The sequence below is a fragment of the Pseudoalteromonas sp. KS88 genome (genome assembly GCF_004766475.1).
In the GTDB taxonomy this organism is placed as follows: domain Bacteria; phylum Pseudomonadota; class Gammaproteobacteria; order Enterobacterales; family Alteromonadaceae; genus Pseudoalteromonas.
The window spans coordinates 63,730-80,068 of sequence record NZ_PYHV01000014.1 but is presented as its reverse complement, the minus strand read 5'-3'; the positions used below and the strand labels follow the sequence as shown (position 1 = coordinate 80,068).

At 41.0% G+C, this 16,339-nt stretch carries 14 protein-coding genes; 6 read left to right on the top strand and 8 right to left on the bottom strand.

What is annotated here, in order from left to right; translation table 11 throughout:
* Window positions 1-35 precede the first annotated feature (35 nt).
* Window positions 36-965 carry a DMT family transporter gene (locus C7Y70_RS08960; protein ID WP_099295207.1) on the bottom strand — a complete coding sequence of 310 codons (930 nt, stop codon included), beginning with the start codon at window positions 963-965 and terminating at the stop codon, window positions 36-38.
* Between the two features lie 138 nt (window positions 966-1,103).
* Between C7Y70_RS08960 and C7Y70_RS08955 the strand changes: the two genes are divergently transcribed.
* Window positions 1,104-2,546, top strand: coding sequence for a PLP-dependent aminotransferase family protein (locus C7Y70_RS08955; protein ID WP_099295208.1), 1,443 nt, complete (start codon window positions 1,104-1,106; stop codon window positions 2,544-2,546).
* Between the two features lie 62 nt (window positions 2,547-2,608).
* On the opposite strand, the gene C7Y70_RS08950 is transcribed toward C7Y70_RS08955, so the two are convergent.
* The gene (locus C7Y70_RS08950; protein ID WP_135474498.1) at window positions 2,609-3,406 is read right to left on the bottom strand and encodes a YggN family protein; all 798 of its coding nucleotides are present in this window, start codon (window positions 3,404-3,406) and stop codon (window positions 2,609-2,611) included.
* Between the two features lie 394 nt (window positions 3,407-3,800).
* Here C7Y70_RS08950 and C7Y70_RS08945 point away from each other — a divergent pair, with 394 nt between their 5' ends.
* A complete protein-coding gene (locus tag C7Y70_RS08945; RefSeq protein ID WP_099295210.1) occupies window positions 3,801-3,989 on the top strand; it encodes a hypothetical protein in 189 nt (62 codons plus the stop codon).
* Window positions 3,990-4,025: 36 nt separating this feature from the next.
* Here the strand turns inward: C7Y70_RS08945 and C7Y70_RS08940 are convergent, their stop codons facing one another.
* Both C7Y70_RS08940 and C7Y70_RS08935 read right to left on the bottom strand, forming a co-directional pair.
* Window positions 4,026-4,508, bottom strand: coding sequence for a glutathione peroxidase (locus C7Y70_RS08940; protein ID WP_099295211.1), 483 nt, complete (start codon window positions 4,506-4,508; stop codon window positions 4,026-4,028).
* 67 nt (window positions 4,509-4,575) lie between these two features.
* Window positions 4,576-5,445 (bottom strand): LysR family transcriptional regulator, encoded by an 870-nt coding sequence (locus C7Y70_RS08935; RefSeq protein WP_099295212.1) that lies wholly within the window; start codon window positions 5,443-5,445, stop codon window positions 4,576-4,578.
* A 169-nt stretch (window positions 5,446-5,614) separates the two neighbouring features.
* Between C7Y70_RS08935 and C7Y70_RS08930 the strand changes: the two genes are divergently transcribed.
* Complete coding sequence (locus C7Y70_RS08930) at window positions 5,615-6,769, top strand: iron-containing alcohol dehydrogenase (RefSeq protein WP_135474496.1); 1,155 nt, start codon at window positions 5,615-5,617, stop codon at window positions 6,767-6,769.
* Between the two features lie 7 nt (window positions 6,770-6,776).
* Here C7Y70_RS08930 and C7Y70_RS08925 read toward each other — a convergent pair whose 3' ends face one another.
* Window positions 6,777-7,076, bottom strand: a complete 300-nt coding sequence (locus C7Y70_RS08925; RefSeq protein WP_099295214.1) for an AzlD domain-containing protein — start codon at window positions 7,074-7,076, stop codon at window positions 6,777-6,779.
* Window positions 7,073-7,798: an AzlC family ABC transporter permease gene (locus C7Y70_RS08920; protein WP_245321451.1), complete on the bottom strand. Its 726-nt coding sequence runs from the start codon at window positions 7,796-7,798 to the stop codon at window positions 7,073-7,075. Before C7Y70_RS08920 ends, C7Y70_RS08925 begins: the two co-directional genes overlap by 4 nt.
* A gap of 98 nt (window positions 7,799-7,896) precedes the next feature.
* Between C7Y70_RS08920 and C7Y70_RS08915 the strand changes: the two genes are divergently transcribed.
* Complete coding sequence (locus tag C7Y70_RS08915) at window positions 7,897-8,553, top strand: cytochrome b/b6 domain-containing protein (RefSeq protein WP_135474494.1); 657 nt, start codon at window positions 7,897-7,899, stop codon at window positions 8,551-8,553.
* A gap of 60 nt (window positions 8,554-8,613) precedes the next feature.
* Here C7Y70_RS08915 and C7Y70_RS08910 read toward each other — a convergent pair whose 3' ends face one another.
* Complete coding sequence (locus C7Y70_RS08910) at window positions 8,614-9,066, bottom strand: cytochrome c (protein ID WP_135474492.1); 453 nt, start codon at window positions 9,064-9,066, stop codon at window positions 8,614-8,616.
* 157 nt (window positions 9,067-9,223) lie between these two features.
* Window positions 9,224-9,694 (bottom strand): DUF2721 domain-containing protein, encoded by a 471-nt coding sequence (locus C7Y70_RS08905; protein ID WP_135474490.1) that lies wholly within the window; start codon window positions 9,692-9,694, stop codon window positions 9,224-9,226.
* 250 nt (window positions 9,695-9,944) lie between these two features.
* On the opposite strand from C7Y70_RS08905, the gene C7Y70_RS08900 reads away from it, so the two are divergent.
* Window positions 9,945-14,000, top strand: a complete 4,056-nt coding sequence (locus C7Y70_RS08900; protein ID WP_135474489.1) for a S8 family serine peptidase — start codon at window positions 9,945-9,947, stop codon at window positions 13,998-14,000.
* Between the two features lie 140 nt (window positions 14,001-14,140).
* Window positions 14,141-16,324 (top strand): S9 family peptidase, encoded by a 2,184-nt coding sequence (locus C7Y70_RS08895; RefSeq protein WP_135474487.1) that lies wholly within the window; start codon window positions 14,141-14,143, stop codon window positions 16,322-16,324.
* Window positions 16,325-16,339: the final 15 nt, after the last annotated feature.

Sequence of the window (16,339 nt, the reverse complement as noted above, 5' to 3'; positions counted from 1 at the left end):
TAGGCGCTTTGGCGTTAGTTGCACTATTGTGCATTCTAACTGGGGATGGAGCTTTTTTGCTGCATAGCTCTTGCTGCAAAAAAAGCGTTAATTTTTTTAGTCGGCGTCAGTACAATAGCGTTGCCAAGCAATACTAAACTAAACCCTAAAAAGGTATTGGCCTGCCACATAAAGCCTTCAAATAATGTGCTCAAGGTTACTGCTACCAATGGAAACAAAACAATAACGTAGCTTGCTCGCTCTGGACCGATATTTTTAAGTAGTGCGAAGTAGCAAGCAAATGCGATAACAGTGCCAAATACGGCTAAATAGATTAATGAATACCAGTAACTCGCTGGTGCTGAAAAGCTCATACTTGCATCACTTACGAGCAAGTAAACGAATAAGCCAACTGCGCTGTACAACATGCCCCAAGCATTGCCCTGCATTACACCAATGTGTTGTTTGGAGTTTCTCACGCTCACCATATTACCCAATGAAGCCACAAAGGTACCTGTGAGGGCAAGTAGTAAACCGACCAACACCTCATTATTCAGGTCGAACTGCTGCAGCTGTGGCCAGAATAAACAAGCAATACCTATTACACCTAAAAGGGCACCGAAATAAATACGTTTAGCGATCGGTTTGCCAAAAAATAAGCGTGTATTGATAATGTTCATTAATAGCAGTAATGAAAAGGCGATTGAAGCCATGGCTGAAGTTAAGTGATTTTGCGCCCAATACAACATTAGGTAATTTAAACCAAAGTTACACAAGGCTAATAAGGCAAAGAACACATGATCCTTTTTGGTGTATTGCATGGGTAACTTTTTAACGCTTACCCAACACCACATTATAATAGCGGCAAGTGAAAACCGATAAAACAGCGATGCTTCAACGGCGACATCACCTAATTGAAATTCAATAGCGAGCCATGTTGAGCCCCAAATGAGTACAGTAATAAGATAAAGCGCAATACTTTTCATGGCATTGTTCCAAGGTTAATGGAGGGTGTAGATTAAGTGTGTATTTTAGAGTGGTTGTGTATACTTAACATATACAGAAAACTATAAATGTAACCTATACAGATTTTATGTCTACCATGGTTAAACAGGATCAATGCTATGTCACTCGTGGTGAGTAAAGGTAATCAGGACTTTTTATATCAACAAGTAATGCAGTTAGTACGCGAGCTAAGTGAGCAAGGTACGTTGTTGCCTGGTGAGAAGTTACCTTCGTTGAGGAAAATGGCAGATAAACTCACTGTAAGCATTCCAACAGTTAAGCTCGCTTATCAAACGCTTGAAGCGCAAGGCTTAGTTGAGGCACGTGAAAAGTCGGGTTATTTCTTAAAAGCAGCTGCTGTGCAACTGGCAAGACCAAAGCGGATAAAATTAAGCCGAGAGCCGGTGTCGGTAAACATGCAGGTATTGATTGAGCAAGTCTATGATGCTATTCACAAAGCGGATGTGGTGCCTTTTGGTATTGCGAACCCTGTAGCAGCAGCACCAACAGATAAAATGCTATCACGCACAATGCGCCGAGTTATGTCTATGGCAGGCAGTAGAGCAATTAACTATGGCGCAATCGATGGTTACGCACCGCTAAAAAAACAACTCATTCATCGTTATTTAGATTTTGGTATTGGCATAGATAACCAAGAATTAGTGATCACCAATGGTGCACAAGAAGCCTTAACGATCGCGCTTAAATGTGTTGCTAAAGCAGGAGACGTGATTGCGATCGAATCTCCTTGTTATTTTGGTATCATCGAGTTGATCGAAAGTTTGGGCTTAAAAGCCTTGGAGATCCCTTTGTGTCCAGATGACGGGATCTGGCTTGATGATCTCACTCAGGCGCTGAGTGATCATGATATTAAAGCATGTGTTTTTTCAACTTCGATTAATAACCCTGTCGGCAGTTTTATGCCCAACCATAAGCGTAAGCAATTGGTAGAGCTATTAGAGTCTAATAATGTTGTGTTGATTGAAGACGATGTATATGGCGACTTATACTTTGGGGCTGAGCGTGGTACACCTGCGCAAGCATATTCCAAAAAAGGATTGGTTATCACGTGTGCTTCATTTTCGAAGACCGCGGCACCCAGTTATCGAGTTGGTTGGCTCATTGCAGGCCAGTTTGCGCCAAAAGCCCGCCGTTTTAAGCGAGCATTTAGTTGCTCCACCTCATTGATCAATCAGTGGACGCTGTATGAGTTTGTTGCCAGTGGCGAGTATGAGCGCAATTTAAAGTTGCTCAGGCAAAAGCTGCGTAGTAATAAAGAGCGTATGATCTGGTGTTTGCAGCAGTCGTTACCAACCACGGTGAGAATTAGTGATCCGCAAGGAGGGTGTGTGATCTGGATTGATTTAGGTAAAGACTACGACAGTGTTAAATTGTTTCATTTAGCATTAGATGAAGGGATCAGTATTACTCCTGGTTACATATTCTCAGCGACAAACAAGTATCGGAGCTGCATACGACTAAGCTATGGTTTACCTTGGAGTGAGCGCTTTGAAAACGCGATTGCGAAACTCGGTGAGTTGTTACATTTAGCGAAGAAATAAAAAAGCAGCAATGGGGTGAAGCCACATTGCTGCTAAAGGGATATCAAATGTTTAAATAACAGTTAGTTATTTTGTTTATAAGTGAATAATTGGTAGTCTTTAAGCTCAGGGACTAGTTTTACAAGTTGTTGCTCTTGCTCTGCAATAGTTGAAAAATTTCCGCACAATGCATCGGCACGCTTTTCTAGTTGATCAGCTTGTGCCTGAACGCGCTCTTCAATTTGTGCGCCCATATTTTCCATACGTGCTTCAAATGCTTGCATATCGCCGCCAGAACCCATTAGTTCTGAACCAAGAGCCATTAAAATACTGCCCATTGATTGCATCATGGCTGATTCAACAGCGCTTTCAATTTGTTCATCAAAGTGGTGTTCAAAGTTTTCACCAAACTCGTTAAAGCTTTGTTGGCCCATTACAAATGCGCCTTGCTGGTAAAATGTGTCTTCAACTTCAACTTCAATGTCAGCCATAAGATCATCAATGCTATCAAAACCTTGGATGTTAAAAGCATTGGCTACTTCTTCAATAGCTACCCCCGCGATTTTTACACCATCAAGCGCAATGTTAGCGACTTCTGGTAGCTGGCTGCGTAAGCTATCTGAGTAATTAGTAATAGCTTGACGCTGTTGGTTGTTCAATTGCATTGTTTGGCCGTTAATCACTAAATCAGCATTTCTGGTAAAGACCATCTTTTGATTATCAGCGGTAAAAATCTCAAGTTCGCTTGGTAAAATTCTTACATCGTTTTGAAACTCGACTTCACACGAATCACCACTAAATGAGATGTTGGTATCGTGATCATCATGTGCCATTGCGCCTGTAGCAATAAATAAAGAACCGACTAAAAGTAACTTTTTCATTTTTGTAATCCTGTTAACTGTTGTTTTTAACGATTGTGTAATTAGTAGTTATCAAGTTTGGTGCCAACTTTTTATTCTTTATTAAACATGGGTTTATGTTTTTTATAGCAGGTGGTTGATAATACTAACCTTAAATAAATAGCTACATTTTGGTTATTTTGACCAATATTTATAAAAGTATAAAAAATACTTATCGTATCGATAAAAAACTCTCACTTTCCAGAATTCAAATTTAGCGCTATTTATTCACATTACTGACATATCACCTTTGTAAGATGAGGCTATGGCTTTACTTTGATGTTTTTTTATACAGCTAAATAACATCGAACATTTTTAATTCTGCCAATGACAGTAATCACGCTGTGTTGGTCTAAAACACTTTATGGAGTGGGTTGTGGGTAAGACATTTAGTTACGATGCGCTAGATGACGATTTTGTTGAAGATGAGTACGAAATGGTTGGGCGTAATCAACACGACAAGAAAAAGCAAAAGGTAAAGAAAAAGTTGGAAGATTACCTTGAGCAAAAACGCTTACGTAAAAATTTAGGTGACGAAGACTTTGATGAGTACCTAAGCGATTAAATTAAAATAAAGAGGCTTGTGCCTCTTTATTGCTTTTTATAAACCTAGCGCTTTAATTATGCTGTTTTCAATTGACTGTGGCTTAGTTAAGGGGGAAAACCGCTTTATCGCCTCGCCATCTTTACCGATTAAAAACTTAGTGAAGTTCCACTTTATTTTTCGCGTTATAAATCCAGGCAATTCAGATTTTAAATGCCTAAAAACAGGATGAGCATGCTCGCCATTTACATCCACTTTGCTCATGATTTGAAACTCAACACCGTAATTTAGTAGGCAACCTTGCTTTATTTGTGTTGCATCTCCGGGTTCTTGTTTACCGAATTGATTGCAAGGGAAACCTATAATAACCAAACCTTTTGAATGATACTTTTCATGAAGGGTTTGCAGTCCTTCGTATTGAGGGGTAAAACCACATTGGCTTGCGGTATTAACGATAAGTACAACTTTATCTTTGAAGTCATTAAATTCAATTTGCTGCCCTTGTAGGCTAGTCGCGCTGAGTTGGTAAAAGTCTTTCATAATGAACGCTTATTATTATTGTTGACTAAATTCTATCCTGAGTAGCTGAAGACTTAAAGAATAAAATTTAAGCATTGTTAAAGCTCTGTAGTAAATGTTCTATCAAAAGCCTGACTCGGTAAGGCATTAAATCTTTGCGGGGGTACACTAACCATGAGGCATTATCAGTGACTTGAAACTCATTGAGCAATGTAACTAATTTACCCGATGCCACATAAGGCTGCACAATATCGCTCGCTAAATGTGCAATCCCCAAGCCAGCTAATGTTGCATTGAGCAGTGCTTGAGGGTGATTGCTACGCCAGTTTCCATTGACTTTTACTTCTTTGATATCACCGTCAAAACTAAATCGCCAACGTTTGTTCATAGCAATCAGGCAATTGTGATCAATCAGTTGTAAGGGGGTCTGTGGTGATGTATTGGCGGCTAGATATTCAGGGCTAGCTACTAAGGTCATTATTCGTGGGCACAGAGGGCGAGCAATTAAATTAGAATCTTGCATACGGCCAAAGCGAATGGCTAAATCAAACCCTTCTTCCACTAAATCGACATTGCGATTGTTAAAGTCCATTTCGACTTCCACCTCAGGGTATCGTTTTACAAATTCAACTATTTTGGGTGCCACTTTGTTTGCAACAAACTCACCGGCACCAGTAATACGAATTAAGCCTTTAGGCTGCCTTTGTTCCCCTTGCAGTTGGGTGTTGGCATCGAGTAACTCTTGTTTGATTGCTTTGAGCTTTATTGCATACTCTCTCCCTGCATCAGTGAGGCTGATTTTGCGGGTGGTGCGTTGAAATAATACTGAGCCTAAGCGGTTTTCTAATTGCTGAACCTGTCGACTTATATGTGAGGTTGAAACGTCCATCGCCTTTGCTGCGTTAGTAAAGCTGCCATGCTCAACTACATGTAAAAACTCATCTAAACCTTGCCACATTATTTTATCTCAAAAGGTAAGTAATATACGTATATTGCATGAATTATTGCAGCTGTGCAAAAGTGATTGCCAGATTGCCGTCTTTAATTTAAGACTCAGATGCCTACAATGAATGAGTCAAATAATTTCGCTCATCTAAATTGAGCCTCTTCAAAGCAATGGAGCAAGCATGTTAAATTTTAGTTTTGCTAACCCGACCAAAATTCATTTTGGTGAACAACAAATCGCGAAAATTAAAAATGAAATCCCAGCAGATGCTAACGTTTTAGTGACGTATGGTGGCGGGAGTATTAAAAGTAATGGTGTATACGATCAGGTTGTTGAAGCACTGAATGAACATACTTGGTTTGAATTTGCAGGCATAGAGCCAAATCCAAGTTATCAAACATGTATGAAAGCCGTTAGTGTAGTAAAGGAAAAACACATTGACTTCATCCTCGCTGTGGGTGGTGGTTCAGTCATTGATGGCAGTAAATTTATAGCCGCAGCAGCAAATTATGATGGTGAGCCGTGGGATATTCTTGCTAAAGGGGGGATAATTAAATCAGCCATTGCTCTGGGTGCAGTGTTAACGTTACCGGCAACCGGTTCAGAATCAAATGGCAATAGTGTTGTTTCGAATCTTGAAAGTCACGATAAGCTACCATTTGCTAGTCCATTAGTGTTGCCAAAATTCGCAGTACTTGATCCCGCAGTTACTTACTCACTACCAGAGCGCCAAGTTGCTAACGGTATCGTTGATGCATTTGTGCACACTATGGAGCAATACTTAACCTATGATGTGGGTGCTAAGTTACAAGACCGTTTTGCTGAAGGTATTTTAATGACGCTGATTGAAGAAGGCCCTAAAGCATTTAGTGATCCTGATAATTACCAAGTACGTGCAAATGTTATGTGGTCAGCTACGATGGCGCTTAATGGTTTAATTGGTGCTGGCGTACCACAAGATTGGGCAACGCATATGCTGGGCCATGAAATGACCGCAGTATATGGCTTAGACCATGCGCAAACACTTGCGATTGTTTTACCACGAATGATGGCTGAACAAAAAGAAACGAAACGCGGTAAAATTTTACAGTATGCGGATCGTGTTTTAGGCCTAGATATTAGTGATGAAGAGCAGGCAATAGATCAAGCAATTGCTAAAACCGAAGCGTTTTTCCATAGTGTTAATATGCCAACACGCTTAAGTGATTATGGCTTAGGTGCAGAGGTAGCAGATAAAATTGTAACTCAGCTTGAACGCCATGGTATGACTGCTTTGGGTGAACGAGAGCAAGTCACATTAGATAAGAGCCGTGCTATTTTATTAGCCAGTGTGTAACACGCGCTTAGCTTAATATTAAAAATAAACCCATACCAACCACCGTGGTGTAATAAATATTGTGTGTTTTATACGCCACTATAATCGCTGCAATTGCTGCACTGAGGTATGGGTTTTGCCAATCTAAATTAATCCCTTCATCATTCACAAACACAATTGGCACCCAAATCGCTGTTAGTACAGCGGGAGCGCTAAAACTGAGAAACTGCTGCATTTTAGGGCCTACCTTAAATGGTAAAGCGCTGTGTAAAAATAGATAGCGAGTAAAAAATGTAATGCAGGCCATAAGTAATATAGTGGTCATCATTGGTGATGCTCCTTTTTTGTCTGTAAACGACTCACAATGTAACCTACGGACATTGCCGTTAAGGCCGCTGCCACAAGCCATAACTCAAAATGTAAGCTTTTTAAAATGGTTGCAATAATACCTGCAGTAATTACTGTAAATAAGGTGGCAAGATTTTTAATGCCAGGTATCACTAAAGCAATAAAGGTTGCCGCGATTGCAAAGTCTAATCCTAAGTTTGTTAAATCTGGTAATAAACTGCCTGCCACAATGCCAATAAGCGTCCATAAGTTCCATGCTATATAAAAACTAAACCCTGCGCTTAGGGCATAAATTAAACGTGTTTGAGTTCGATATGCCTTGCGGTGGTGAGAAAAAGCAAACAATTCGTCTGTAAGTACAAAACTCACTGGTAGTCGCCACCGTAGCGGTTGATCAATCACTTTGTGGCGTACAGCCAAGCCATATAAAAAATGACGAGAGCTAATGATAAACGTGGTAAATAGAATCGTCAGTAAGGGTGTATTACCTGCCATCAGTTCAATAGCAACAAGCTGTGCCGATCCGGCAAAGACTAACAGCGACATAGCTTGAGTTTCAAACGCGCTAAAGCCATTTTGGACTGCCAGTGACCCACATAATATTCCCCAAGGTATTACCGCTAGACATAGTGGGAGCATGTCTAAAAAACCTTTTAGTAAGGCGCGCTTTGTGTTTAGTTTCATTGTTATTATATTTGTCATTCAATTAATACTTGTAGTCTGCCATAGATCAATTAACTCTGAACAGTAAAGATGGTAACTTAGCGAAAGTTTAGTAATTGATGTTTAAAGAGGTAAGTATGGAGAAGCTTAAGGTGTGGGATGGCTTCATCCGCAGTTTTCATTGGTTGCTCGTTGTAGCGATTGCGACGCTGTATTTTAGTGCTGAAGAGGGCATGATGGAATTGCACTTTATCGCGGGGTACTTCACATTAGCCTTGCTGTTAACTCGGTTGGTCTGGGGAGTAGTTGGTAGCCAAACTGCAAAGTTGAGCGCTCTATTGCATTCACCCATTGCTGCGATAAAGTCATTCAAGATCGGTGATACTAAGCCAGGTCATGGAGCAGCCGGTAGCTATATGGTTATCGCATTTTTTATTTTAATTTTGACACAACTAATTAGCGGTTTGATGACCACGGACGACATTCTAACTGATGGGCCTTTGGTGCAATATGCCTCTAGTAATGTGGTTGAGTGGGCTGGTTGGATTCATCATAATAACTTTGATCTGCTGTTTTTCGCGATTATTTTACACATTGTGGCCATTATTATTTATCGTATAAAAGGCAAGAAGCTGGTTAAAGCAATGATCACAGGTCGAGCTGAACAGACACAATCAAGTGATGATGCTGAAGTTGTTAAAGCGCCTTGGTTCGCATTTATTATTTTTGTAACTTTACTCATTGTGTTAATGGCAACGTGGGGCGCTGAACCATTAAGCTATTTGTTTAGTTGAGCAAAAAATCGAGAAAAAAATGGGGCCTTATTGGCCCCGTTTTTGTAGAGTCCGTATATCTTAGTCTTTAAAAGATTTATGGCAATCTTTACAGCCTTTAGCCCAAGGACCAAACGCTTTAGCAATAAGTTTTTTGTCACCAGTTTGTGCAGCAACAGCTAATTTATCAGCGTATTGTTGAAATGAAGCTGCTTTTTTCATGAACGTTTCGTTATCGCTCCAAATTGCAGGTAAAGCAGACGTATCGCCCTTATCTGTACCTGCACCAAATGCTTCCCAGGGCATTTTTGATAATGCAGCGGCGTTATTTGCGCGGTGTTTAAAGCGCTCAGCGTCAAACTCTACTTTGCCTTTGAGCATGTCACCCATGTCACCGATTTGCACGCGAATCATTGAGAATGCTGCTTGGCGGTACTCAATGGCGTCGTTTGGATCTTCAAATGTTGCGTTAGCTGATGCACCCAGTGTTAGGGTTGATAGTACCGCCCCTAAAAAAATATGTTTTAATTTCATTCCTTTTGCCCCTTCAGAGATAATATAAGCTGTATCGACGTAGTTTTATCTTAGCTGTGATGATAATACAAGTGTATTGCGGTTAAACTTAATCGCGCTTTAACCGCTGTATTTTTATTAATTGTTGGTATCAGCTTTTAATCATTGATATCAACTTTTAATCATTGATATCAATGTCTGCAAATATCATTCCTCTGCGCATGCTGCGTGTGGCTAAGAATACTTCACCTAGTAACGACATAAATGCGCAAATCAACAGCGCCATAGCACCGACAAAACAGCTACCAATAGTAACACCGAGATTAACTGCTTGGATATGAGATAAAAACAATAACATAACCACCGCGCATACGAGCACTGCACTTAATACGCTCAAACTAAATGCCACATGTATACAGCGAGAGCGTTTGAGTAGGGCTCTAAGCTCAGTAGTAAGAGATATATTTAACTCTTCGTCGATACTCACTTTCAATTTTCGTTCAAGTTGCCTAGCACGGTCTGTTATGCGAGCCAAACGGTTAGAAAGTACACCTAACGTGGCTGCAATACCCGTAATTAAAAAAACGGGCGCTACCGCGGTTTGTATTACTTTGGCCATTGTTAATATGTTAATAACTTCTGAGTTCATTTATTCACTTTTCCTCGCAACTTTGTGTGTTTTTTTATTTTTATTTACAAACTTTCACAAATGGCTTTTTTGTTTTAACTCTTTTTATAACATGACTTTAGCATGTTTAAATGAGTGTATTTCATTCTGTTTGTAATTGGATTGTAACTGTGTTGTTGCCATTTTCAGTGTGGTAGTTTTATATTAGGCATCAGTATATGTTTATACTCACGTTAGACAACATAAAACATAACACATCCCAGGGGAAATCATGTCTAAGAATTTAATAAAAAGAACCGCAGTTGCAACAGCTGTTACCAGCGTACTTATTGCAGGTGCTGCAAACGCAAATTCAATTAACCAATCAGCACTAAAGCACCAAGGCTATACGCCAATTTCTCAAGCAGACGTTGCTGATAAAAAAGAGCCAACGTCTTTCCTAGTGGTATTAAAAGCAACTACAGCTGCGGATATGATGGAGCAAGGGACGTATAGTGTATCGAGTGCTCGCACAAGCTACGACAACGTTCAAACTTTACAAAGCCAAGTTAAAGATGAGTTATTCACCCTTGACTCAAATGTGAAAATTCTAGGTGAAACTAAAATACTAGCACCGACCCTTATTATTCAAGCAAGCCCAGGTGCACTTGAAAAAATTAAAAACGATCCGCGCGTAGACCGTGTTCTACCAATGTTTGACTATGACCTACATGTTGCTGCTTCAGCAGATTACATTAAAGCGACTCCAGTAGTTACTGGCGGTATGTATACAGGTTCAACTCAAAAAGTAGCTGTGCTAGATACTGGTATTGATTACACTCACGCAATCTTTGGTGGTGCAGGTACTGTTGAAGCATATGATGAAGCGCAGTCTGATCCTACTATGGTAACATGGCCACAAGGTCAGGTAATGGGCGGTTACGACTTTATGCGTGACGACGCTGATCCGATTGAAAATGATCCAGAAAACCCTACTGAAGAAGACGCGCCTACAAGCCATGGTACATCGGTTTCTCACTCTGTAACGGGTATTGCCCCTGACGTAGAGCTATATGTTTACTCAGTATGTGGTGGCGGTTGTCCAGGTGCTGCACAATCTGCTGCACTTGAAGCGGCAATGGATCCAAATGGTGATGGCGACACATCTGACCATGTAGACGTAATTAATATGTCTCTAGGTGGCGAATTCGGTGATACTTACATCGGTGGCGGTACTCAATTTTTAATTCAGCAAGCTGTTGAAGCTGGCGTAAACGTTGTTATCTCAGCGGGTAATGATGGTGATAACCCGTTCCGTATTGGTGGCCCGTCTACAACGCCTAATGCACTTTCTGTAGGTGCAATGACTCACCCTGCGAATGATATTGGTGTTGCATCTGGTACAATCGCTGGTGAAGAAACTATAATCCAACCTTCAAGTTTTGGTCCGCAAACAGCATTTGAAATGACAGAAGTTGACGCTGAAGTTATTTACCCAGAAGCGAACCAAAATGGTTGTGAAGCATTCGCTGATGAAATTGATTTCACAGGTAAAGCTGTGCTAATCGACCGTGGCGCATGTGCGTTTACTCAAAAAGTACTTAACGCGCAAGCGCGTGGTGCTGCATTTGTATTCATCGCGAACAACACCGATGACGGTACACCTGCACCAATGGGTGGTTTTGACGCTGATGTTACTATTCGTAACGTAGGTATTAACTTTGCCGCAGGTGCCGCGATGAAAGCGCAGTTAGATGCTGGTAATGCAGCGACTTACAGCATCATGGTTGAGCGTAAAGTAACAGCCGGTGCAGTTGCGTCATTCTCATCACGTGGTCCATCAATGGATGGCTTATTAAAGCCTGAAATTACAGCGCCAGGTACCGATATTATGGTTGCTGCAACTGGCACGCAAGATGGTCTTGCACCAGCAACAGGTACTTCGTTCTCAGGTCCAATCACTGCAGGTGCAGTAGCACTTGTTCGTGAAGCTCACCCTGACCGTAACGCGCTTGAAATCAAAGCAACAATAATGAATGCTGCAGACCTTAACGTTACTGTTGACCCACTTACAATCAACCCTGATTCACCACTTGCGCCTATCAGCTTAATTGGTGCAGGTTTAGTTGATGTAGAAAAAGCGGTTAACCTACCGGTTGCAGCATGGGTTGTAGATGACGAGTACCAAACTGCACAAGCTGCATTGTCATTTGGTCTTGAGCGTATGACTGAAATGAGCAGTTTCACTAAAACTGTTACATTGAAAAACTTCTCTGACGAAGATAAAACTTACGACCTTCGTATTGAAGAGCGCTTCATGAATGATGCTGACACAGGTGCAGTTAGCTTTGATATCCCACGTAGTGTTACGGTTGCTGCAAATGAAGAAGTCACATTTGATGTAACTATGACAGTTGATCCAACCATGTTACATGACTGGACGTTGGAAAACCCGTTTGATGCAGACGATTTAGCTGCACGCAGCCCTTCATTAACAATGGCTGAATTTGACGGTGCATTAGTATTTGATGATACATCAACGACTGATACGGATCATGATTTACACGTTGTTTATCACGCACTGCCTAAAGCAGGTGCAGAGCTTGAGTTTGCTTTCGAAGAAGTTGATGGTGTCACTGAGCTAGTTGTTGAAAACGTAGGTTCAGTTGATGTATCACCAATCGCTGAGCAAGTAGTTGCTAGCAGCCCTCAAAACGATGAAGCTGACTTTGATATATTAAGCACAACATTTGCTGCTTATGCTTCTGAAAATTGTGATTCAGGTGTATTTATCACCTCTTCAATCCAACTACGTGACGAAATCACTCATATGCGTCAAGTTGGTGTTCGCATGAACTTAGACACTGATAACGATGGTGTTTATGATCACTTCATGATGAACTTAAACGATGTAGGTCGTTCAGCTGCAATTCCAGGTCGTAGCCGTACATTGATAGGTACAATAGATGCTGATGGTAATGACGGATGGATGTGGGGCACACCTATGTTCCATGAAGCTGGTGAAAGTACAGTAACATTCTCTGGTTGTAGTGAGTTAATGGGCTTAAATGCAGATATGCTTGGCGGCCAAATTAACATCCAAGCTTCTGTTGGTTACCCTAGCTACCAAGCAGGTGTTTACTTTGAAACAGACTCGGCAGTAGGTTCAACAACCTTCACTGGTAACCCTCGCGTTTCAATGCTTGCAACTGATGCCAGTGGCGACAAGTTAGATTCTCTAGCTCCAGGTCAAAAAGCAGTTGTAGAATCAATGGGTGCATTTGCACTAACTTCACCTGCTGGAACGCAAGTTTATCTAACAGCGCCGCGTGATATCGCAGATGCTCCGAAGGTTCCTGCTTTAGTCATCGCTGACTTTGCAATTGACGAGTCATTATTTAATGGTTTAACAGTTGGTTCAATTGAGTTTGAAGATGAGACAGGTTTAGATATTGCTTACTTCGAAACGCTGAGCATGTCAGCTCCTGGCTTAATGGTTGATGCTGAAACAGGTGATATTATAGTTGAGAATACAGACTTAATTGACTCAGAAGCAGGCTTAACTGAAATCATGATCACAGTTAAAGCGGTAGATGTAATTGGTACTGAGTCAGCGCCAGCAACATTCACTGTTACAATTAACAATGTTGCAGATGAAGCACCTGTTATTGCATCAGGTCAAAGTTTCAACGTAATCGAGTCAGCTGAAGAAGGCACCGTGATTGGTCAACTTGACTTTGAACTGTTTGAAAGTGCAGCTACGATGATGAGCTCTGCAAGCGTGAAAGGTTCAGATTCTATTGAAGTGAATGAAATGGGTGAGCTAGTAGTTACTGGTAGCTTGAATCACTATGAAACACCTACACAAGCGCTTGAAGTTACAATTACAGATGATTCTGGTTTAGAGTCTGAAGCTGTGACAGTTATGGTTAACGTTGAAATTGACCCAATGTCTCACGCACCAATGATTGAGATGAACCAACGTTTCAGAATCGACGAAAACGTTGCACTTGGTACAACGATTGGCATGCTTGATTTCTCTGACCCAGATGCTGATGTTTCTCCAGTTGAAAGCTTCATTGTTTCTGGTAGCTACCTAGTGTCAGTTAATCCAGACGGTACAATCGTAACTGCTGGTGAAATTGATTATGAATTTGACCGCGAAATTATCTTCAGCGTTCAAGCTGTAGATAGCAAGGGTTATGTATCTAAAGCTGTTAGTGTTGAAATTGGCGTAAATAACTTACGTGCAAATGATGACGATGACAATGATGATTCAGGTTCATTAGCTTGGTTAACGCTACTTGCTGCACCATTTGCGTTTATGCGTCGTCGTAAACAAAAATAATTGCAGACTAGTAAATTAGTTATGTTTTAAAAGGGAGCTTCGGCTCCCTTTTTACATTGCTTTACAAACATATATAGGTAAGTAAGCAAGATTTATATATATTAGCCATGGTGGAAAAATAACAATACTTAGGGAAATTTATGAAACCAATACATTCTTTTGCACTGGCTGCATTATCCATTGCCGTGCTTTCTGGTTGTAATAAAGCACCAGAGCAGAGCTCACAATCAACTTCGATAACAACCACCAGTGTTGCTACTCAAGCAGCAGTAAAAGCGCCTGTTGCAAAAAAAGTACCTCATGAAATGACGATTCATGGTGATACACGCATCGATAATTATTATTGGATGCGTGATGATGAGCGAAAAGATCCAGCTGTAATAGCGCACCTAAACGCTGAAAATGCTTATACGGAGCAGCAGCTTGCCCATACGACGCAACTTCAAGCAACCCTATTCGATGAGTTAAAAGGGCGTATTCAAAAAGATGATGATTCAGTACCAACAAAGAATGGAAGCTACTATTATTCATCGCAAACGCGTGGCGACAACGAATACCCGACTTACGTGCGCGCTAAAGATGGCAAAGGTACTGAGCAAGAGGTTATTTTAGACGTTAATGAATTAGCCAAAGGCCACGATTACTATGCCGCTACAGGGCTAACAGTTAGCCCTAATGGGAATTTACTTGCATATGGTGAAGACACAGTAAGTCGCCGTATATACACTATTTTAGTCAAAGATTTAACCACCGGCGAGCTACTTGAAGATAAACTCGAAGGGACTGACGGTGATGTGGTGTGGGCAAACGACAATAAAACGTTTTATTACATTAAAAAAGACTTACAGACATTATTAGGCTATCAAGTTTACCGCCATACGCTTGGCACTCCACAATCGCAAGATGAGCTGGTATACGAAGAAACTAATACCAGTTATTACACTGGCCTTGGCAAGAGTAAAGATAAACAAGAAATCTATATTTGGCATGGAAGTACTAGTGCATCAGGTGTCTCAGTGATTGATGCCAATAACGTTAAAGCACAGCCCAAACGTTTGATTGAACGTGAAGAAAACCTAGAATACGATATTGCTAAACACGGTGATTGGTATTACATCGTAACTAACCTAAATGCGGTGAACTTTCAGTTAATGAAAGTGCACAAAGACAAGGCCCATGACAAAGCTAATTGGCAAACGGTGATTGCAGCGCGCGATGATGTGAAGTTGGAAGGGATAGGTTTATTCGCAAACCACCTTGTGTATAAAGAGCGTGAAATGGGGCAATCTCGCTTAACTATACGTAATCTAAAATCAGGTGATGAGCAGACTCTAAGCTTTAATGATAGCAGTTACATGATTCATGCTTACGGCAATAATGAACTAGATAATCCTCATTTACGTGTCTACTATGCAAGCATGACTACGCCTGGCACCTCTTATGATATTGACTTGAATAGCACAGAAAAAACCTTACTGAAGCAACAAGCCGTAGTGGGTGACTTTAATGCTGATAACTATGCCTCAGAGCGTTTATTTATTAAGGCACGCGATGGTGTCGAAGTACCCGTTAGCTTAGTTTACCGTAAAGATAAATTCAAAAAAGATGGCACTAATCCGTTATTGCAATATGCGTATGGTTCATACGGTGCAACGATGGATCCGCGCTTCTCAAGTTCGCGTTTAAGTTTACTTGATCGTGGTTTTGTATTTGCCATTGCGCATATTCGTGGTTCACAAATGTTGGGTCGCCCTTGGTATGAAGACGGAAAGTTACTGAATAAAAAGAACACATTTAATGACTTTGTTGATGTCACTAAAGGGTTAGTAACTCAGCAATATGGTGACGAAAGTAAAATATTTGCCATGGGTGGCAGTGCGGGTGGTTTATTGATGGGGGCTGTTGCAAATCAAGCACCTGAACTGTATCAAGGTATGGTAGCAGCAGTGCCGTTTGTTGATGTAGTGACAACTATGCTTGATGCAAGCCTTCCACTGACAACGAATGAATACGGCGAATGGGGTAACCCAAACGAGAAAGTGTATTATGACTATATGTTGTCTTACTCTCCGTATGATCAGGTAAGTAAACAAGCCTATCCAAATATGCTTGTAACCACGGGTTTGCATGACTCGCAAGTACAATACTTCGAACCTGCAAAGTGGGTTGCTAAACTACGTGAATATAAAACAGACAATAATAAGCTGCTATTTAAAATTGATATGGAAGCAGGGCATGGCGGGGCATCGGGGCGCTTTAAAAGCCTGCAAGACACCGCGTTCAACTATGCATTCATACTCGATTTAGCGGGTATTAAAGAATAACCCAAGGGGTTCACA